At 74.9% G+C, this 19704-nt stretch carries 15 protein-coding genes; 8 read left to right on the forward strand and 7 right to left on the reverse strand.

Translation table 11 applies throughout. The annotated features are described in order from the left end of the window. Positions 1 to 294 precede the first annotated feature (294 nt). The 5 genes from ACFV04_RS37905 to ACFV04_RS37925 all read left to right on the forward strand — a co-directional run bounded on the left by ACFV04_RS37905 (position 295) and on the right by ACFV04_RS37925 (position 5365). Positions 295 to 2169: an amidohydrolase gene (locus ACFV04_RS37905; protein ID WP_380535522.1), complete on the forward strand. Its 1875-nt coding sequence runs from the start codon at positions 295 to 297 to the stop codon at positions 2167 to 2169. A gap of 170 nt (positions 2170 to 2339) precedes the next feature. Continuing rightward, positions 2340 to 3002, forward strand: coding sequence for a hydrolase (locus ACFV04_RS37910; protein ID WP_360261838.1), 663 nt, complete (start codon positions 2340 to 2342; stop codon positions 3000 to 3002). Positions 3003 to 3089: 87 nt separating this feature from the next. Then, positions 3090 to 3614, forward strand: a complete 525-nt coding sequence (locus ACFV04_RS37915) for a DoxX family protein (protein ID WP_380535524.1) — start codon at positions 3090 to 3092, stop codon at positions 3612 to 3614. After that, positions 3595 to 4362 (forward strand): YoaK family protein, encoded by a 768-nt coding sequence (locus ACFV04_RS37920; protein ID WP_380535526.1) that lies wholly within the window; start codon positions 3595 to 3597, stop codon positions 4360 to 4362. The genes ACFV04_RS37915 and ACFV04_RS37920 overlap by 20 nt, the downstream gene beginning before the upstream one ends. 79 nt (positions 4363 to 4441) lie before the next feature. Then, positions 4442 to 5365 (forward strand): VOC family protein, encoded by a 924-nt coding sequence (locus ACFV04_RS37925; RefSeq protein ID WP_380347973.1) that lies wholly within the window; start codon positions 4442 to 4444, stop codon positions 5363 to 5365. A gap of 146 nt (positions 5366 to 5511) precedes the next feature. Here the strand turns inward: ACFV04_RS37925 and ACFV04_RS37930 are convergent, their stop codons facing one another. The 3 genes from ACFV04_RS37930 to ACFV04_RS37940 all read right to left on the reverse strand — a co-directional run bounded on the left by ACFV04_RS37930 (position 5512) and on the right by ACFV04_RS37940 (position 10689). Continuing rightward, positions 5512 to 6558: a helix-turn-helix domain-containing protein gene (locus tag ACFV04_RS37930; RefSeq protein ID WP_380535528.1), complete on the reverse strand. Its 1047-nt coding sequence runs from the start codon at positions 6556 to 6558 to the stop codon at positions 5512 to 5514. Positions 6559 to 6805: 247 nt separating this feature from the next. Then, entirely contained in the window at positions 6806 to 7825 is a 1020-nt protein-coding gene (locus ACFV04_RS37935) for a helix-turn-helix domain-containing protein (protein WP_380535530.1), read from the reverse strand. Positions 7826 to 7962: 137 nt separating this feature from the next. Next, entirely contained in the window at positions 7963 to 10689 is a 2727-nt protein-coding gene (locus tag ACFV04_RS37940; protein ID WP_380535532.1) for a BREX system ATP-binding domain-containing protein, read from the reverse strand. Positions 10690 to 10977: 288 nt separating this feature from the next. Between ACFV04_RS37940 and ACFV04_RS37945 the strand changes: the two genes are divergently transcribed. The 3 genes from ACFV04_RS37945 to ACFV04_RS37955 all read left to right on the forward strand — a co-directional run bounded on the left by ACFV04_RS37945 (position 10978) and on the right by ACFV04_RS37955 (position 15312). Beyond that, the gene (locus tag ACFV04_RS37945; protein ID WP_380535534.1) at positions 10978 to 13038 is read left to right on the forward strand and encodes a phosphocholine-specific phospholipase C; all 2061 of its coding nucleotides are present in this window, start codon (positions 10978 to 10980) and stop codon (positions 13036 to 13038) included. 245 nt (positions 13039 to 13283) lie between these two features. Beyond that, positions 13284 to 14486: an MFS transporter gene (locus ACFV04_RS37950; RefSeq protein WP_380535536.1), complete on the forward strand. Its 1203-nt coding sequence runs from the start codon at positions 13284 to 13286 to the stop codon at positions 14484 to 14486. Between the two features lie 91 nt (positions 14487 to 14577). Beyond that, a complete protein-coding gene (locus tag ACFV04_RS37955) occupies positions 14578 to 15312 on the forward strand; it encodes a class I SAM-dependent methyltransferase (RefSeq protein WP_380535538.1) in 735 nt (244 codons plus the stop codon). A 32-nt stretch (positions 15313 to 15344) separates the two neighbouring features. Here ACFV04_RS37955 and ACFV04_RS37960 read toward each other — a convergent pair whose 3' ends face one another. The 4 genes from ACFV04_RS37960 to ACFV04_RS37975 are packed head-to-tail and all read right to left on the reverse strand — an operon-like array spanning position 15345 to position 19669. Continuing rightward, positions 15345 to 16313 (reverse strand): aKG-HExxH-type peptide beta-hydroxylase, encoded by a 969-nt coding sequence (locus ACFV04_RS37960; protein WP_380535540.1) that lies wholly within the window; start codon positions 16311 to 16313, stop codon positions 15345 to 15347. Next, entirely contained in the window at positions 16313 to 17272 is a 960-nt protein-coding gene (locus ACFV04_RS37965) for a JmjC domain-containing protein (protein ID WP_380535542.1), read from the reverse strand. Before ACFV04_RS37965 ends, ACFV04_RS37960 begins: the two co-directional genes overlap by 1 nt. Before the next feature lies 1 nt (position 17273). Then, positions 17274 to 18533 carry an MFS transporter gene (locus ACFV04_RS37970; protein ID WP_380347956.1) on the reverse strand — a complete coding sequence of 420 codons (1260 nt, stop codon included), beginning with the start codon at positions 18531 to 18533 and terminating at the stop codon, positions 17274 to 17276. Between the two features lie 2 nt (positions 18534 to 18535). After that, positions 18536 to 19669: a hypothetical protein gene (locus ACFV04_RS37975; protein ID WP_380347955.1), complete on the reverse strand. Its 1134-nt coding sequence runs from the start codon at positions 19667 to 19669 to the stop codon at positions 18536 to 18538. Positions 19670 to 19704: the final 35 nt, after the last annotated feature.

Below are 19704 nucleotides of genomic sequence, written 5' to 3' on the forward strand. Positions count from 1 at the left end.
CGTCCGCCCCCCGCCCGGCACAGGGCCGCCCCCCGGCCCCTCCCCCGCCCCTCCGCCGGGGGGCGGCCCCGGGGCTCTTCCGTCGTCCGCGACCGCGCTCCGGACGGCGGGTGCACCCCCGGACCGAAGGGTGTGCGCTCAGCGCAAAATCCCTTCCCCACCGGCGACTTAACGTTCCATCAGGCGTTCGGCGCGGAGCCGGTCCCGTGACCGCCGGCCCGCCCGGACGCCCCTCCACCGCCCGCACCGGGGCGGTGGTCCGAACCGTCACAGGAGGCTGGACAGGTGCCTGCAATGCCGGTTGGCGGGCTGATCCCCCACGCCGTCGAGAACGCGGCCGACGTCGTCGTCCGCAACGCGAAGATCCACACCGGGGACGCCCGCCGCCCCTCGGCCGGCGCCCTCGCCGTCCGCGACGGCCTGATCACGGCCGTCGGGGACGACGCGGACGTCGCCCCCCTCATCGGGCCCGCCACCACCGTGGTGGACGCCCTCGGCCGGCGGGTCGTGCCCGGCCTCAACGACTCGCACCTGCACGTGATCCGGGGCGGCCTCAACTACGTCCTGGAACTGCGCTGGGACGGCGTGACCTCGCTGCGCCAGGGCCTGGCGATGCTGCGGGAGCAGGCCGCCCGCACGCCCGCCGGGCAGTGGGTGCGGGTCGTCGGCGGCTGGTCGACGGAGCAGTTCGCCGAGCGGCGGCTGCCGACGCCCGCCGAGCTGAACGAGGCCGCGCCGGACACCCCGGTGTTCGTCCTCCACCTCTACCAGTCGGCGATCCTCAACCGCGCGGCGCTGCAGGCCGCCGGCTTCACCCGGGACACCCCCGACCCGAAGGGCGGCCGGATCGTCCGCGGCCGCGGCGGCGAGCCCACCGGCATGCTGCTGGCCGCGCCCGCCGCGCTGATCCTCTACTCCACCCTCGCCAAGGCACCCGCCCTGGCGCCCGAGGAGCGCAAGGCGTCCACCCGGCACTTCCTGCGCGAGCTGAACCGCTTCGGGCTGACCTCGGCGATCGACGCCGCCGGCGGTTTCCAGAACTTCCCGGAGAACTACGCCACGGTCACCGAACTCGCCCGGGAGGGCCTGCTCTCCCTGCGCATCGCCTACCACCTCTTCCCGCAGACCCCGGGGCAGGAGCTGGACGACCTCACCCGCTGGATCGAGACGGTCCGCCCCGGCGACGGTGACGAGTGGCTGCGGCTGAACGGCGCCGGCGAGAACCTCACCTGGGCCGCCGCCGACTTCGAGAACTTCGCCGAACCCCGCCCCGAACTCGACGGCTTCGAGGGCGAGTTCGAGAAGGCCGTCCGCATGCTCACAGAGCACGGCTGGGGCTTCCGGCTGCACGCGACGTACGACGAGACGATCCGCCGGGACCTGGCGGTGTTCGAGAAGCTCGCCGCCGAGGGACTCTTCCCCGCCGGGAACCGGTGGCTCTTCGACCACGCGGAGACCGTCTCCCGGGACAGCCTGGACCGGATCGCGGCGCTCGGCGGCTCGCTCGCCGTGCAGAACCGGCTCTCCTTCCAGGGCGAGGTGTTCACCCGGCGGTACGGCGTCGGCGCCGCCGCCGAGGCCCCGCCGATCCGCGCGATGCTGGACCGCGGGCTGACCGTCGCCGCCGGCACCGACGCCACCCGGGTGTCCTCGTACAACCCCTGGGTCGCCCTGCACTGGCTGGTCTCCGGCCGCACGGTCGGCGGCCTGGCGATCCGGCCGCCGCAGAACCGGGTCGACCGCGCGACCGCCCTCGCGATGTACACCACGGCGGGCGCCGCGCTCACCGGCGAGCAGGACGTCAAGGGCGTGCTGCGGCCCGGCTGTTACGGCGACCTCGCGGTCCTGTCCGACGACTTCTTCACGGTGCCCGAGCACGAGATCCCGCACATCGAGTCCCTGCTGACCGTGGTCGGCGGCCGGATCGTCCACGCCGCCGCGGACTACGAGGGCATGGACGAGGAACTCCCGGCGGTCACCCCGGAATGGAGCCCGGTCGCCCGCTTCGGCGGCTACCAGAACCACCGGAGCCCCGGCAGCCGGGGCGCCCGCCAGGCCGAGCTGCTCGGCGAGGTCGTCGCCGAGTCGGAGCTGCAGCGCGACTGGCGCGCGGGGCGCGGCCTGGCGACCGAGCAGGCCCGGCCGTTCGACCCCTGCTTCCTCCTCTGAGGACGCGGTCCGCCGACGCCCGGGCGCACCCGGCCCTCCGCCCGACCGGCCCCCGGACCACCGGCCGGTCGGGCCCTCGGACCACCGGCCGGTGGTCCGGACCGCCCACCCGACTCCCGCTGCGGAACGCCCCGCGGCGGATCCACCGGAAGTACCGAAAGGAACCCCTCATGGTCGACCTCACCCAGGTCAGCGCGACTCCCAGCCCCGACCTGCTGACCCCCGACAACGCCGTGGTGCTGTTCGTGGACCACCAGCCGCAGATGTTCTTCGGCACCGGCAGCGGCGACCGCACCGCGATCATCAACGCCACCGTCGGCCTCGCCAAGGCCGCCCGGGCCTTCGACGTCCCGGCCGTGCTGACCACCGTCGCCGCCGAGTCCTTCTCCGGCCCGCTGCTGCCGCAGCTGGCCGCCGTCTTCCCGAAGGCCGAGGTCCTCGACCGCACCTCGATGAACGCCTGGGAGGACGAGGCGGTCGTCGAGGCGGTCAGGGCCACCGGCCGCGGCAAGGTCGTCATCGCCGGCCTGTGGACCGAGGTCTGCCTGGTCCTGCCGGTGCTGTCCATGATCGACCAGGGCTACGAGGTCTACGTCGTCACCGACGCCTCCGGCGGCGTCTCGCCGCAGGCCCACGAGCACGCCGTCCAGCGGATGACGCAGGCCGGCGCGGTGCCGGTCACCTGGGTCCAGGTGCTGCTGGAGCTCCAGCGCGACTGGGCACGGACCGAGACCTACGGCGCCGTCATGGAGATCGTCAAGGAGCACGGCGGTGCGTACGGCCTCGGCGTCGTCTACGCGCAGGCCGTCATCGGCGAGCACGCCGCGGGCTGAGCCGGCGTCCGCCGACTCCGCATCGGCAGCAGCAACAGCAACAGCAACAGCAACAGCAACAAACGACCAGGGACAGGAACAGGAACGATGGACACCGGACTGCTGGTCCTCCGTGTGGTGGTGGGCCTGCTCATCGCCGGACACGGCGTACAGAAGGTGAGTCACCGGCTCGGCGGCAACGGCCTCGCCGGCGGGACGGAGGAGTTCCGGCACGACGGCTTCGGCGGCGGGACGCTCACCGCGCTCGCCGCGGGCGCCGGGCAGATCGGTTCGGGACTGTTCCTGGCCCTGGGCGCGCTCACCCCGCTGGCCGCGATGGCCGCCATGGGCGTGATGACGGTGGCGCTGACGGTCAAGCTGCCGCACGGCCTCTGGGTACAGGACGACGGCTACGAGTACCCGCTGGTGCTCGTCGTCGTCTCGGGAGCGCTCGCGCTCACCGGCCCGGGCCGGTGGTCGGCCGACCACGCCGCCGGCCTGACCGCCTGGCCGCTGTGGCTGACCGTCGCGGCCGTGGTGCTCGGCCCGGCGAGCGGGCTGCTCACCCGGCTGGTCCTGCACCGCGCGCCGGTGCCCGAGGAGGCGACGGCCGGTGCGCGCCCTGTCGGCTGACGCCCTGCGGACGCTGGTCCCGCCGCGCGCGGACCGGCACGGCCCGCTGCCGCCCCTGCTGCTCCTGCTGACGGTCGCCACCGGGGTGGTGGACGCGGTGAGCTACCTCGGCCTCGGCCACGTGTTCGTGGCGAACATGACCGGCAACGTGGTCTTCCTGGGGTTCGCCCTCGCGGGGGCCCCGGGGCTGTCGGCCGCGGCCTCGCTGGTCTCGCTGACGGCCTTCCTGGCCGGTGCGCTCGTCGGCGGACGGCTCGGCAGCCGGACCCCGGCCCACCGCGGCCGGCTGCTGGCCCTGGCCGCCGCGGTCCAGACCGTCCTGCTGGCCGCGGCGGCCGCCACCGCCGCGGTCGGCGGGACCGGCGGGACGGGCGGGACGGGCGGGACGGGCGGGACGGGCGGGGCCGACGGCTACCCGCTGATCGTCCTGCTCGGACTGGGCATGGGCCTGCAGAACGCGGTGGCCCGGCGGCTCGGCGTGCCCGACCTGACCACCACCGTGCTCACCCTCACCCTCACCGGCCTGGCCGCCGACTCCACGGCGGCCGGGGGCGCGGCGCCGCGCCCGGGACGCCGGATCCTCTCCGCCCTGGCGATGCTGCTCGGCGGCCTCGCGGGCGCGGCGCTGGTCCTGCACGGGCGGCCCGCCACCGCCCTCGCCCTGGCCGCCCTGCTGCTCCTGGCCACGGCGCTGACCGCCCACCGGCTCTCGGCCCCCGACGCCCACTGGGCTCCGCCGACCGCCTGACCCCACCCACCGACACACCCGCACGCGCCCGGCCCCGCACCGCGGGCGCCGGGCGCGGCGACGACCGGGAGGTCCCCCGATGACACGACGCTCCGTCCGCCGCGTGGTCCCGCTGGTGGCGGCACTCGCCGCGCTGACGGCGGTCCCGACCGCCTCGGCGGCCCCGGGCACCCCGCCCCGGGCCGCGGGCCAGCACCGGCAGTTCGCCGTCGGCCCGCAGTACGACTCCACCCACGTCTACGTCGAACCGGGCACCGAGCAGGCCTTCGCGGCCTGCTGGGTGGCGACCTTCGGCGGGACGACGATCGGGCCGAACGCCACGCAGGTGACGCCGACGCCGAGCCGGACGCTGTCCGAGCTGGTGGTCTCCCCCGTCGGCACCCTGTCGGTGTTCGACTACACCACGCCCGTCCCGTACCCGTTCGGCGCCGAGCGCACCGGCTGGCTGGTGACCGACCTCGACCAGGCGGTCCGCGCCGCCCGGGCCGACGGCGCGGCCGTGACGGTGGCCCCGTTCGCCGACCCGATCGGGCGGGACGCCGTCATCCGCTTCCCCGGCGGGATCGACGCCCAGCTCTACGTGCACACCACCCCGCCGTCCTACCCCGACCTGGCGAGCGTGCCGGAGAACCGGCTCTACCTGTCGCCCGACGCGGTCGGCGACTTCCTGCACAGCTACCTCGCCTTCACCCGGGGCCGGATCGTCTCCGACGACCGGCGGGCCGACGGCGCCGCCATCGGGCTGCCCGGCACCACGTACCGGCTGCTGCGGCTCACCTCCGGCTTCGGCACCACGACGGTCGCCGTGACCGACGGCGGCCTGCCGTACCCCTTCGGCCGGGAACTCACCGGCTACGGCGTGCCCGACCTCGGCGCGACCCTGCAGCGGGCGAAGGCCGCCGGCGCCTCGGTGCTGTGGGGTCCCGTCACGGCGGGCGGCCGGGACAGCGCGATGGTGCGTTTCCCGGGCGGCTACGTCGCGGAGGTCCACGCCGAACGGTGAACGGCCGCCACGAAGGGGCCGCCGGGCGCGGCAGCGCACCCGACGGCCCCTTCCGGCCCGTCCCGCGTGGCGGTCCCGAGCGGCGGCGGCACGTGGCGGTCCGGGGCGGCGGCGCCGCGTGCCGATCCCGCCCGGCCGTCGCGTGCTCAGACCGCGACGTCGTACCCGGACGGCGCGGCACCGGGCACGAGGTGGGCCGCCGCCGACGGCCGTACGGCGACGGATCCGACGTCCGCCCCGGCGCGGGCGCGCCACTCGCGCGGGGAGATCCCGTAGACGGCCCGGAAGGCCCGGCTGAAGTGACTGGCGCTCACGAAGCCCCACCGGCCCGCCACCGCCGCCACGGTGGGCCGGTCGGCCGAGCGGCGGGCCAGGTCCCGGCGGCACACGTCCAGCCGCCGGAGCTGGATCCAGCGGGCCACCGTCACGCCCTCGAAGCGGAAGAGCTTGTGCAGGTACCGCACCGACACGTGGTGGGCGGCCGCGATCGACTCCGGCGAGAGGTCCGGGTCCCCGAGGTGGCGCAGGACGTGGTCCTTCACCCGGGCCAGGGTGGCCAGCGCCGCCTCGGGGGCCTCCGGCACGAACCGGCCGCGGCGCTCCTGGGCGAGTACCGCCACCAGGTCCAGCGCCGTGGTCGCGAGCCAGGACGCCACGTGCGGCTCCATCGAGCCGGCCGACCGGGAGAGGCACTCCAGGTACCCGGCCACCAGCCGGGCGGTGTCGTCGGTGCCGCCGGTGCCCTGGAAGGCCGTCGCGGTCAGCACCCGCAGGTCCTCCTCACGGACGCCCGCGGCCGACCTCGGCCAGTGGAAGGCGGTGAAGGCGAAGGCGTCCGGCAGGTCCTTGGCGAACGGGCGCCCGGCGTCGGAGACCGCGAAGGTGCCGGGCCGCAGCTCGACCCGGTGGCCGTCCTGGACCAGGCGGGCGGTGCCGCGGTGCTGCAGGGCCAGCGTGAGGTGGTCCTCCCCGCCACGGGCGATCAGCGCCGCGCTGCGCTCGACCCGCTGCGGCCCGGCCTCCACCAGGGCGACCTGCAGGTCGCCCAGCCGGTGACTGGTGATCGTGCCGGGGTCCGGCACGCCGTCGGGCAGCGACACGTCGAGCGGGACGAAGGTGCGGGAGACGGCCTCGTGCCAGTACTCCGCGCGGTCGGCGGACGGTACCTCGGTGGTGTCGAGGACGACGGACATCGGTGCTCCTGGAACGGCTGTGGGACGGGGCGGACATGGCAGGGCGGACGGGGCAGGGCGGACGGGGGCGCGGGGCGGACTGGGTGGGGCGGGGCGCGCACGGGAGGGCCGGCTCGCTGTCCCGACGGGCTCCCGGGGACGGCTCACCACGGGCGGCCGTGCAGGGCCAGGTGCCAGGTGCCGAGGACTGGATCAGCGGATCAGCGCGGCCCGGGAGGTGCCGCCGGGGCAGCCGGCCGGCGGCGCGTCAGCCGGCGTCGCCGTCGCGCACGTCGCACGCGTCCCGCACGTCGCCCGCGTCGCGCCCGTCCCGCAGGTCGCGCCACTCCCGGGGCGAGACGCCGTACGCGGCGCGGAAGATCCGGCTGAAGTGCGCCGGGTTGACGAAGCCCCAGCGCTGGGCGACGGCCGAGACCGTCGGCGCGGTGCGGCCGCGCCGGGCCAGCTCGCGGGCGCAGGCCTCCAGGCGGCGCTGCTGGACGAGCCGGCTCACCGTCACTCCCTCCCCCTCGAAGATCCGGTGCAGGTAGCGCACGGAGATGTGGTGGGCGTGCGCGATCCGCTCGGGCGCCAGCTCCGGGTCGGCCAGGTGGTGGTCGACGTACTGGCGCACCCGCCGGACCAGGTGGGTGGTCGGGGTGTCCTCCCCCGCCGCCGCCGGCCGGGCGCCGGCCAGCTCGGTCACCAGGGCGCTCAGCAGGTCCGTGACGCTGCCCGCCAGCCGGTCGCCGACCGGGGGCGGGTAGGAGTGCGCCGAGGCGGCGAGGCTGCCGAGGAACGGCAGCAGCACCGGTCCGCAGCCCTCCGTGGGGCCGACGGCCGTCGCCGTCGCCTGCCGCAGGTCCCGCTCCGGCACGCCCAGCAGCCGGCGCGGCAGGTGGAACAGGTGGGTGCGGAAGCGCTCCGGGTAGTCCAGGGCGTACGGACGCGCCGTGTCGTACACCACGAGCCCGCCCGGCGGCACCTCGGCGCGGCGCCCGTCCTGCTCCAGGACGGCCCGCCCCTGGACCTGCACCCCGACCCCGACCTGCGGCTCGCCGCTCGGGGCCGGTCCGATCAGCGCCGCCGTGCGGGAGAGCCGGGCGGCGTCCGCCTCCAGCGTGGAGATCCGCAGGTAGCCGAGCCGGTGGGACACCAGGACTGCGTCGAACGGCTGCTCGGTGTGCGGGTGCACCTCGACCGGGACGACCGCCCGCGACACCGCCCCGCGCCAGTACGCCGCCTTGTCCCCGTCCGCCACCGACGCGGTCGTCACCCGCACGCCCATCTGACCGCCCTTCCGCCGAAGTCCTGCGGAGCCAGCCTGGCGCGCGGGTACGGGGGGCCGTTAGGTCATCTGACTGCCCTTTCCGGCAGCCCGCCGCGGAGCCGCGCGGGCGACCGGCCGGCGGGCGCCGGTGCAGGTCAGGTGCTGTCCAGGGCGTGGGCGAGGGCGGCCCGCGAGGTGATGCCGAGCTTGGGGAAGATCTTGTAGAGGTGGGCCGCGACGGTGCGGGGCGACAGCTGGAGGCGGCGGCCGATCTCCTTGTTGGTCAGCCCGGTCGCGGCGAGCCGGGCTATCCGCAGCTCCTGGCCGGTGAGGCCGGACGGTTCCGCGGCCGGTGCGCCGGGCGGCGGTGCCACCGGTTCGCCGGCGGCCCGCAGCTCCTCCTCGCAGCGCTGCGCCCAGGGGTCCGCACGGAGGCGGCGGAACACGTGGTGGGCGATGCGCAGCGGCTCCCGGGCGCCGGGCCGGTGGCGGCGGCGCAGCCACGAGCCGTGGGCGAGCCGCAGCCGGGCGAGGTCGAACACCCACCGCTCGGCGCCGGGGACGGCGTACGCGGCGCGGTAGGCGGCGTCGGCCTCCTCGTCGTCGGCGGCCAGCGCCTCGGCGGCCGCGCACAGGAAGGCGTGGCGGGAGGAGATCTCCGCGGAGCGGACGGCCCGCCCGGCGGCGAGGTGGGCCCGCGCCTCCTCGCGCCGGCCGGTGTGCACGGCGGCCGTGACCAGGTCCAGGACCAGGGCGTGGTGCCAGGGCGGGCCGCCGGGCAGCCGCCCGGGCGGGGTGAGTTCGCAGAAGTGCGCGTACGCCTCCTCGTGGCGCCCGTGCGCGAGCGCGACCAGTCCGCGCAGGTGGGTGAGCCGGTCGAGGACGTAGCGCATCCGGGCCCGGGTGGCGACGGGCCGGATCGCCGCGTCGACCTCCCGCAGTCCGGCCTCGTCCCCCCGACCGGCCAGGAAGTGGGCGTGGTACTGGCGGAACATCAACGCGTTGGCCTCGTAGCCGAGTTCGTCGGCCATCTCGGCCTCGCGCAGGCAGACGGCCGCCCGGTCCCACTGGCCGAGCAGGAAGTCCTGGTGGCACTTGGCCTTGGCGATCGAGCCCTGGGTGGCGTAACTGTGCAGGCCGGTGAAGCGCTGCCACAGGTCGTCCTCGGGGCAGTCGAGCGCCGAGGCGGTCCACAGCAGCAGCCAGGCGGCCCCGGCTTCCTGCTCCTCCGTCATGCCGTCGGCGACGGCCCGCAGGGTGGCGACCGTGTCCGGGCCCGGATCGGTCCAGGCCCGCAGACACAGCCGGCCAGCCGCGGAGACCTCGTCCCGGTGCCGTTCCAGGGCCCGCCAGGCCCAGGGGTCGTCCGTGTAGGTGGCGGCCAGGAGCAGTTTGAAGAAGACCTGTTCGGTCAGCCCGCCGAAGGTGTCGGCGCCCGGGGCGGTGAGCGCGTCGAGGGCGCCGGGCAGCAGCGCGGCGGAGGACTCGAAGTCGACGTGGTGGCTCTGGTCGGCGTAGACCACCGCGTACGCGAACAGCGGCGCGACGTCGGCGGGCACGGTGCTGGTCTTCAACTCGTCGACCAGGGCGGCGGTGTGGTGCAGCTGTCCGCCGCGGGCCGACATCACCGAGGCCCAGGTGAGCCGGCGGACCCGGTCACAGGAGCTGGGGCTGAGGACGGCGGCGCGTTCGAGCAGCAGCGCGCCCTCGGCGTCGCCGCCGCGGCGGGCGAGGTCGCGGCCGGCTTCCTGCAGGCGGCGGGCGAGGTCCTCGTCGGGCAGCAGTGCGGCGGAGGCCTCGTGGACCAGCCGCTGGGGGTCGTCCGCGGCGAGGACGTCGGACAGGGCGCGGTGGGCCTCGCGGCGCGCGGCGTCGGAGGCCGCGGCGACGACGGCGGTGCGGACCAGGGGGTGGCGGAACACCAGCCGGCCGGCCGGGTCGAGCCGGGCCAGGCCGTCCGCCTCGATGCGGGCCAGGGTCTGCTGCGGGTCGTCGTCGGCGACGGCGCGCAGCCAGCCGCCGTTGCTGAAGTCCGGTCCGGTGGCGAGGGCGCCGAGCAGCAGGAAGCGGCCGGCCTCCGGCGTCACCGCGTCCAGCCGTTCGGCGAACATCCGCTCCAGCTTCCGTCCCAGTGGCAGCCGTTCGGGCAGCGGGGCGGTCCCCCGCTGCTGGGCGTCCGCCAGCTGGTGCGGCAGTTCCACCAGGGCCAGGGGGTTCCCGGCCGCCTCCGCCAGGACGCGGTCCCGGGCGGGCGCGGCAAGGTCGGGGTAGCGGGTGCCCAGCAGCAGGGCCGCGTCCGTCCGGGGCAGCGCGCGGACCTCGACGGCCTCGGCCGACCAGGTCTGCGCGGCCGGTCCGTCCGGGCGGCTGGCGCCGACGATCACCACCGGCACCTCGGCGCCGCGCCGGTGCAGGAAGGCGAAGACGGTGGCGCTCGACGAGTCGATCCAGTGCAGGTCGTCCAGGACCAGCAGGACGGGGGCGGTCCGCACCGCCTCCTCCAGCAGCGCCAGGGCGGCGGCTCCCACCGCGAAGCCGCTCGGGGTGCCGGAGCGGACGCCGAACGCGCTCTCCAGGGCGTCCCGCTGGTGGGCGGAGAGCGCGTCGGAGTGCTGGAGCAGCGGGCGGAAGGCCTGGTGGAGGGCGCCGAACGCGAGGTCGGTCTCCGCCTCCGCGCCGATGGCCCGCAGCACGGTGAAGCCCCGCTCCCGGGCGGCGCGTTCGGCCCAGCCCAGCAGGGTGGACTTGCCGACGCCGGGCTCGCCGCGCAACAGCACCGTAGACCCGCTGCCGCCGTCCTCGGCCTGCACCAGGGCCGCGGTGAGCAGTTCCGTCTCACGCTGCCGCCCCACCACGGCCGGGACCCGGCTGTCGTGCGCCACGTCTTCGTTCCCCCTCGGGTCGGTCGGACGGACCGCCCGCCCAGGGCACCCAAGGCTAATGCCCGTCAGGACCTGCGATGACCACTCCGGGTGTGGCTCCGACCACATGCGGCAACACGCTCGGAGGGTGGTCGCCGACGTTCCGCCGACAGAACGTGTTCAGACAACTTGAGGCGTTCGTCGGCCGTACAGCGGGCAGTCATGAATGGTCCGCCGGACGGTACCCCGCAGCCGCTGTCCTTGGGGTGCCGTCCTCCACCCTCGCGACACCCAGAGGTCGATCCACCCATGGCAGAGCTGAACCGTCGTCGTTTCCTCCAACTCGCGGGCGCCACCGCCGCGTTCTCCACACTCTCGCAGAGCATCGCGCGCGCGGCGGCGATCGCCCCGCAGGGCGCCACCGGCACCCTCCAGGACGTCGAGCACATCGTCGTCCTGATGCAGGAGAACCGTTCGTTCGACCACTACTTCGGCGCGATGAAGGGCGTCCGCGGCTTCGGCGACCCCCGCCCGGTGACCCTGCCGAGCGGCAAGTCGGTGTGGCACCAGACGGACAGCAGCAAGAAGGAGGTGCTGCCGTTCCGCCCCCGGGTCGACGACCTGGGCATGCAGTTCGTCCAGGACCTCAACCACGACTGGGCCGGCGGCCACAAGGCCTTCAACAACGGCAGGTACGACCAGTGGGTGCCCGCCAAGACGGCCACCACCATGGCCTACCTGACCCGCCAGGACATCCCGTTCCACTACGCGCTCGCCGACGCGTTCACCCTGTGCGACGCCTACCACTGCTCGTTCATCGGCTCCACCGACCCGAACCGCTACTACATGTGGACGGGGTACACCGGCAACGACGGCACCGGCGGCGGGCCGGTCCTCGGCAACCAGGAGGCCGGGTACGGCTGGACGACCTACCCCGAGCGCCTGGAGAAGGCCGGGGTCTCCTGGAAGGTCTACCAGGACGTCGGCGACGGCCTGGACGCGGCGGGCTCCTGGGGCTGGATAAGCGACGCCTACCGCGGCAACTACGGCGACAACTCGCTCCTCTACTTCACCAACTACCGCAACGCCAAGCCCGGCGACCCGCTGTACGACAAGGCCCGCACCGGCACCGACGCCAAGGCGGGCGACGGCCTGTTCGACGGCCTGCGCCGCGACGTCCAGGCCGGCACGCTGCCGCAGATCTCCTGGATCGCCGCGCCCGAGGCGTTCACCGAGCACCCCAACTGGCCCGCCAACTACGGCGCCTGGTACGTCTCCCAGGTGCTGGACGCGCTGACCTCCGACCCCGACGTGTGGGCCCGCACCGCCCTGTTCATCACCTACGACGAGAACGACGGCTTCTTCGACCACGTCGTGCCGCCGTTCCCGCCGTCCTCGGCCTCCCAGGGCCTGTCCACCGTCGCGACCTCGGCCGACTACTTCACCGGGAACATCGGCAACGCGGCCGGCCCGTACGGCCTCGGCCAGCGGGTGCCGATGCTGGTGGTCTCGCCCTGGAGCACCGGCGGCTACAGCTGCTCGGAGACCTTCGACCACACCTCGATCATCCGCTTCATGGAGCGCCGCTTCGGCGTGCTGGAGCCCAACATCTCGCCCTGGCGGCGCGCCATCTGCGGCGACCTGACCTCCGCCTTCGACTTCACCGCGTCGAACACCGCGAAGGCCGCGCTGCCCTCCACGGCCGGCTACCTCCCGCCGGACCGCAACCGGCACCCCGACTACGTGCCCACCCCGCCCGCCACCGGCACCATGCCGGTCCAGGAGCCGGGCGCCAGGCCCACCCGCCCGCTCAAGTACGCCCCGTCCGTGGACGGCGCGGCCGACACCGGAACCGGCAAGTACCGCCTCACGTTCAGCGGCGGCGCGGCAGCCGGCGCCCAGTTCCTGGTGACCTCGCCCAACCGCACCGACGGCCCGTGGACCTACACCGCCGAGGCCGGCAAGTCGATCGGGGACGCCTGGAACACCACCTACTCCAAGGGCGTCACCGACCTCACCGTGCACGGGCCGAACGGGTTCCTGCGCCGCTTCCGCAACCCCGGCAAGACCGCCGGGCCCGAGGTCACCGCACGCCACAACGCGACCACCGGCAACCTCGACCTCACCCTCACCAACGCGGGCGCGGCCGACGTCGTCCTCACCGTCGCCAACGCCTACGCCGGCACCCCGCGGACCGTCACCGTCCGCCGCGGCGCGACCGTCGCGTACAGCGTCGACCTCGGCGCCTGCCGCAACTGGTACGACGTGACCGTCACCTCGGCCGCGACCGCCGACTTCGTCCGCCGCCTGGCCGGCCACGTGGAGACCGGCGCCCCGGGCCTCTCCGACCCGGGCATCGTCACCTCCTGAGCCCACCGGCCCCACCCCCGCCGACGGCCCACCCCGGGCACCTCACCCGCCCGGGGCGGGCCGCCGGCCCCTCCGTCACGCGGCCCGGACGGCGGGGCCGGCACCACCGGTGAACAGGGAACGGCGCTCCTCCTCGGTCGGGACGGTCCCACAGGTCCGGGACGTCCCGGGCGACGGCCGCCATTCGGCGCAGCACGCCCCGGCACGGCGCGGGGCCGGCCCGACGGCGTGCCTATCGTGGTCGGATGACCGACCGTCGGACCGCCCGGCCCGCCGCAGGCCGCTTCGGCTACCTCGTGGCCGCCGCCGCCTTCGCCGTCTGCATGATGGGCACCACGCTGCCCACCCCGCTCTACGGGCTGTACCAGGAGGAGATCGGCTTCTCCGAGCTGACGGTGACGGTCGTGTTCGCCGTCTACGCCTTCGGCGTCATCGGCGTCCTGCTGCTGGTCGGCAACGTCTCCGACACCGTCGGGCGCCGCCCCGTCCTGCTCGGTGCGCTCGGCTTCGCGGCCTGCAGCGCCGTCGTCTTCCTGGCCGCGGACGACGTGCCACTGCTCTGCCTGGGCCGCCTGCTGTCCGGCTTCTCGGCCGGTCTGTTCACCGGCGCCGGCACCGCCTACGTGCTGGAGCTCGCCCCGCCCGCGAGCCGGGCCCGCGCGGGCTTCGTCGCGACCGCCGCCAACATGGGCGGCCTCGGCTGCGGGGCGCTGCTCTCCGGCCTGCTCGCCGAGTACGCGCCCGACCCGCTGGTCCTGCCGTTCGTCGTGCACCTGGTGCTGCTGGCCGTGTCCTTCGCCCTCACCCTGCGCCTGCCGGAGACGGTCACCGGGGCCCGCCCGCTGCGCACCGCCCGGCCCGTCCGGCCGTCCCTGCCGCCGGAGGTCCGAGGGGTCTTCGTCCCGGCCGGGATCGCCGCGTTCGCAGGCTTCTCGCTGCTGGGCGTCTTCACCTCCGTCAGCCCCGCCTTCCTCGCCACCGAGCTGGACGTCCACAACCACGCGGTCGTCGGCCTGATCGTCTTCACGGCCTTCTTCGCCTCCACCCTGGGCCAGCTCCTGGTGCCCCGGCTCGGCACCGCCCGGGCGATCCCGCTGGGCTGCCTGGTGCTCATCGCCGGACTGGCCCTGCTGGCCGTCTCGCTCGCCCGGACCACGCTCCCGCCGATGGTGCTCGCCGCCCTCGTCGGCGGCGCGGGCCAGGGCATGGGCCTGCGCGGCGCCGTGGGCGAGATCGCCGCCGCGAGCCCCGCCGAGCACCGCGGCGGCGCCCTGTCGATGCTGTTCGTGGTCGCCTACTTCGGCATCTCGATCCCGGTCATCGGGGTGGGCCTGCTCACCGGTCCGATCGGCCTCGCCCAGGCCGGCCTGGTCTTCTCCGCCTGCATGGCCGCCCTGGCCGCCGCGTCCGGGGCGTACCTGCTGCGCCGGGCCCGCGCCGGGACCTGATCCCGTGGTGCGCCGAACGGTGCTTGCCGCTTCCGCCGGGGACCGATAGACACGGTCCCGACACTGTGCGTGACACCCGGAGGTCTCCGCCATGAGCGTGACGAGTCGGTACAGGGACGCCTGGGAGGGCTTCTGGCGCGACGCGCCCGAGGAACCGGGCTCGGTGATCTGGGACGCGGAGCCCTCCCTCACCGCGGAACGCCACCTCGCGCTGTTCGCTCCGCACGTCACCGACCCGGCGCTGCCCGTCGTCGACCTGGGCTGCGGCAACGGCACCCAGACCAGATTCCTCGCCGGCCGCTTCGACCGGGTCCTCGGGGTCGACCTGTCCGTCGCCGCCCTCGACCTCGCCCGGCGCCGGGATCCGGCCCGGCGGGCCGAGTTCGCCCAGCTGGACGCCACCGACACCGAGGCCGTCCGGGCGCTCCACGACCGCCTCGGCGACGCCAACGTCTACGTGCGCGGCGTGATCCACCAGAGCGAGCCGGCCGACCGCCGCCTGGTCGCCGAGGCCGTCGCCACGCTGGTCGGCGGGCGCGGCCGGGCCTTCGTCGTCGAACTCCGCGGTTCCGCCAAGCAGTTCCTGGCGGAACTCGCCCACGGCCCTGCCGGGCCGCCGCCGAAACTGCGCCCGGTCTTCGCGCACGGCCTCGCCCCCGGCGAGGTCGCCGACGCGGCCTTCGCCGGGCTCTTCCACGCGGCCGGCCTCGACGTCCTCGACTCCGGGGACCTCCCGCTGGCCACCACCGAGTCCGCCCCCGACGGCCGGCGGATCGACCTCCCGGCCCAGTGGCTCGTCGTGGGGGCGCGGCCGGCCCGCCCCTGACCCCGGGGCGGGCCGCTGGAGCGGGTGGGCCGTCAGAGCGGGTGGGCCGCCGTCAGCTCCTTCTCCCAGCGGAGCAGGTCGTCGAAGTACCGCCGGCCTCCGTCCGTCCATTCCGCGACCGGCTCCAGCGCCGCGATCGTCCCGCGGAGCCGCCGCAGGGCGTCGTCACGGCGCTCGGCGGCCTCCGGCGGCGCGCCCGGCTCGGCCGCCCAGCGGGCGAGTCCGTGCGCCATCCGGGCCAGCACGTGCGCGGCGTGCACGGCCCCGGTGACCGGTCGCGGATCGGGGCGCAGCAGGTGGCTCACCAGGACGTCGCCGTTGGTCACGTACCGCTCGAAGACGTTCCGCAGGTAGAGCGCGTGGTGGCCGGTCTCGTGCAGGAGCGCCTCGAAGGCGGCGGCGGGGCTCGCGACGCTGGAGGTGCCGAGGTAGACGGCGCCGAAGGTCGGGCGCAGGGTGGCGGAGCGGAAGGCGCCGCCGCGCACGTGCACGATGACCCGGACCAGCAGGTCCGTCTCCAGGGCGGCCTCCGGCCAGACCCTGCGCAGGGTCGTGCGGGCGGCTTCCAGGGTGGCGATGCCCTCGGTCGGGTCGAGCGTGCCGAAGTCGGCGTCGCCGGTGCCGCCGGTCCGTCGGATGTCGGCCCGCAGCTGTCCGGTGCCCCAGCGGCACCAGTCGGGGTCGGCCGCCGTGCCGTCCGGGGTGAGGTGGCGCAGCGGGGGCATCAGGCCGGTGGTGGCCGGTTCCCGCAGCAGCCCGGCGATCCGGGCGGGGTCCGGCGCCGCCGCGGGGCCGTCCGCCGGGTCGCCCGGGGTGCCGGCCCCGGTGGCCGGCCGGTCGGCGGCCCAGACCAGGCCGGGGTGCAGGCAGGCGGGCGCGGGGGCGCCGTCCGGCAGCGGTCCGAGGCGGCGCACGACCTCCCGGTGGTAGCTGCGGACGAGGGCCGCGGTACCGTCCGGGGTCATGCCGACCCGGACGGCCTCGTCCTGTCCGGTGCCCATCAGGCCTCGCCCGGGGTGGGTGCCACGCCCAGGATCTCGGCGAGCGAGGACTCCTCCGCCCGCTTGAGCTGCTGCTCGCGGGCCTGGAGCCGACGCACGATCAGGGCGGAGACCACCTCGTCACCCAGGTTCTCCAGGGTGTGGAAGACGTCCTTGCGGACCTCCTGCCAGATCTCCTTCGACTGTCCGCTCATCGCCTCGGCCTTGCTGGGCAGCCGCCCGCGCAGGGCCGCGCTGCGCTCGACCGCCAGGTCGAGGACGTCGTGCAGGATCTGCGTCCAGGTGTCCTCCACGCCGTCGGAGAACGCGATGTGCACGGAGCCCTCGTCGTCGGTGGTGCCCTCGTGGTAGAAGCCGCGCGGCAGGTAGAGGCAGTCCCCGGCGTGCAGGGTGACCTCCAGGGCCAGCGGGGTCCTCGGGGTCACGCCCGGCTTGGACCGGTTGACCGGCCACTTCATCGGCGGCTCGTGCAGCCGCCAGGTCTTGGAGCCGGCCAGCTGCCGCAGGAAGATGCTGGCCAGGTCGTAGTGCGCCTCGGCACCCTTGGAGTGCGGCGGGGTCAGGAAGGCGTTGGCGGCGACGGGGACGCCGATCTCGCCGGACAGTTCGGTGCAGAAGGCCTCCACCTCGGGGCAGTAGGTGGACATCGCCTGGAAGACCAGCGTCGCGCCCTGCCCCATCTGCGACACCGCGTACCGCGGGTCCACCAGCCCGGACAGCACCCGGCGCTCGTCGGAGCCGTCGTCCCCGGGCTTGGCGGCGTTGCGGACGCCGATGTCCTGGCCGTGGCGCCACAGTCTGACGTACGGGGTGCGCAGTCCGCGCTCGAAGAGCAGCCGCTGCGCGAGTTCCGTCGAGAACACGTCGTCCAGTGCGCCCATGTCCCGGCTGACGTAGGGCTCCGCGTCCCGTATGGACGACAGCTTCGACGGGTCGTCGAGGAGCTTCTCCAGCGCCATGTCATACCTCCGCGTCTTCGAGAACGGGCTCTTGTTCCTGGTGGAAATCGCGCACACCGGGCACGGTCAGCGCCAGCAGTGCGGTGCCGAGCTGGACGACCGCGGCGACGGCGAGCACGGTCGTGCGGCCCACCGCGTCGGCCAGCGGCCCGATCAGGGCCAGGCCGAGCGGCAGCAGGGCGAGGCTGCACAGCCAGTCGACCGAGCTGACCCGGCCGAGGATCGACGGGGCGAACTGGCGCTGGAGCGCGGTGTGCAGGAGGGTGTTGAAGGGCATCATCGCGAAGCCCGCGACCATGTAGCCGGCCACCACCCACCCCAGCGAGAACGGGGTGAGCAGCACCAGCGGCACCGTGGTGAAGAGCGCGTTGAAGACCATCGCGCTCGATCCGGGCCGCTTCAGCCTGATCCGCCCGACGACGATCGTGCCGACGAAGCCGCTCAGGCTGAACATGGCGATGACCAGGCCGTAGGTGGAGGGCCCCGCGAACCTCTCCTGGGTGATGACCGGCAGCAGGACCATGTGCGGCGCCACGACCAGCATGGTCTGCACGGCGGTCATCGCCAGCAGGGCCGAGGTCCAGCGGACCCGGCGCACCGCCGCCAGCCCCTCCCTGGCCTCCCGGAGGATCGAGGAGCGGGCCTGCGGCCGTCGCACCGGCGGCTCGGTGACGGCCAGGACGCACAGCAGGCTCACCGCGAAGGTGGCCGCGTTGGCGGCGAAGGCCACCCGGGTGCCGACGGTGGCCACCAGCACGCCGCCGAGCGCCGGCCCGATCACGGCGGCGGCGCTCTCGGTGCTGCCGCGCCACACGTTGGCGCTGAGCAGCCGGTCCTCGGGGACGAGGGAGGGCACCAGTCCGCCGTACGCGGGGCGGAAGAACGCCTCGCCGCTGCCCACCAGGAAGGTCATCACGGCCAGGGAGAGGGTCGCCGTGTCGAACGCCCCCAGCACCACGACCGTGATGGCGACCAGCCGGAACCCGTCGGCGATGACCATCGCCCGCCGGCGGGGCACCCGGTCCGCCCAGACACCGCCGAGCAGCGCGAACAGCACCGTGGCGAGCATCCGGGCGCCGATCACCAGCCCGACGTCGCCGGCGTCGCCGCCGCGTTCGAGCACCCGGAGGGAGACGGCCACGTTGAAGAGCTGGTCCCCGACGGCGCTGACCGCCTGGCCGGCCCAGAGGAATCGGAAGTCGCGCAGTTCCATGGCGCTGCCGGCCGGCTTGCCGGTCAGCGCGGTCTTCGGGTCGGGCATGCTCAGCCGATCGCGCTCGCCGCCACCGGGTCCGTCAGCTCTCCGTAGCCGAACCCGCAGCAGTCACCGGTGATGTCCTCGTCCCGCACCAGGGCGGGGTGTTCGGCACCGGTCACCCGGAGGTCCGCCAGGTCGACGGGTTCGGTGTCGTCGTCGATGTGGAGCTCGGCGCCGTCGGTGATCAGGTCGAGGTGGACCTTCTCCTCGTAGCCGACCACGGCGCGGTCCTGGTTGTGCTGTCCGAATCCGATGTGCACGCCGACCCGTCGCTCGTTGATGTGCGAGTTGGCCGGGATGAAGAGGCCGATGCCGGAGTTCGTGCCGAAGCCCAGCTCGCCCACCCGGGTGCCGTGCGGCTGCCTGAAGCAGAGTTCCACCAGCTCGCGGACCTCGTCGGAGCCGCCGGAGAACCCGGTGGCGCGCCCGTCCGCGATGTCGACGGTGAGCGGCCGGGCGCCCAGCCGGGTGTCGATCCGGGTGATGACGTTGCAGTTGAGCGCGCCGTCCGCGACCAGCCGGCCCTCGATGCCGGCCGGGTAGGTGGCGATCTCCCCCGCCGGGAGGATGGTGAAGCCGCCCGGGCGCCACACGCCGCGGTTGCTGATCCAGTCGTAGCGCCCGGCGTCGAGCCGGATCCGCAGGTCGGTGCCGCCCTTGCTGCGGACCCGGACGCTGCGGGCCTTCGTCAGCCGGGTGAGCAGTGTGGCGTTGCGGGCGCTGAGTTCCTCGGGACCGAGCTTGAGGGCCTGTTCGAAGAACTCCCGCGAGGCGCTGATGATGCGCACCACCATGCACCGGTCGCTGCCGAACTGCTGCATGACGTGCAGCAGTTGCGCGAAGTGGGACATCGTGTCGCGTTCGAGCGTGAAGACGACGAGCCGGCCGGTGAAGGACTCCGGGTCCGGCACGGCGGCCTTGAGGCGGGCGGCGAAGCCGTAGTCCACCAGCGGGCGCATGCCGATGACCTGGGCACTCAGCCCGCGCTGCTTGAGTCCGGCGACCAGCCAGGCGGCCGGTTCCCGGCTGTCCGGAGAGAAGACGACGACGCAGTGGTCGCGTGCGGAGAGGCCGGCGTACCGGTCGAGGAGTGCGTCGACTCCGTCCCGTACGTCGCGGTCGGACTGCACATCGGTCAAGACTCGCTCCTCTGGCTCTCGGTGCTGTCACGAGG

Origin of the sequence: Kitasatospora sp. NPDC059599 (assembly GCF_042735125.1) — a bacterium.
Lineage (GTDB): Bacteria > Actinomycetota > Actinomycetes > Streptomycetales > Streptomycetaceae > Kitasatospora.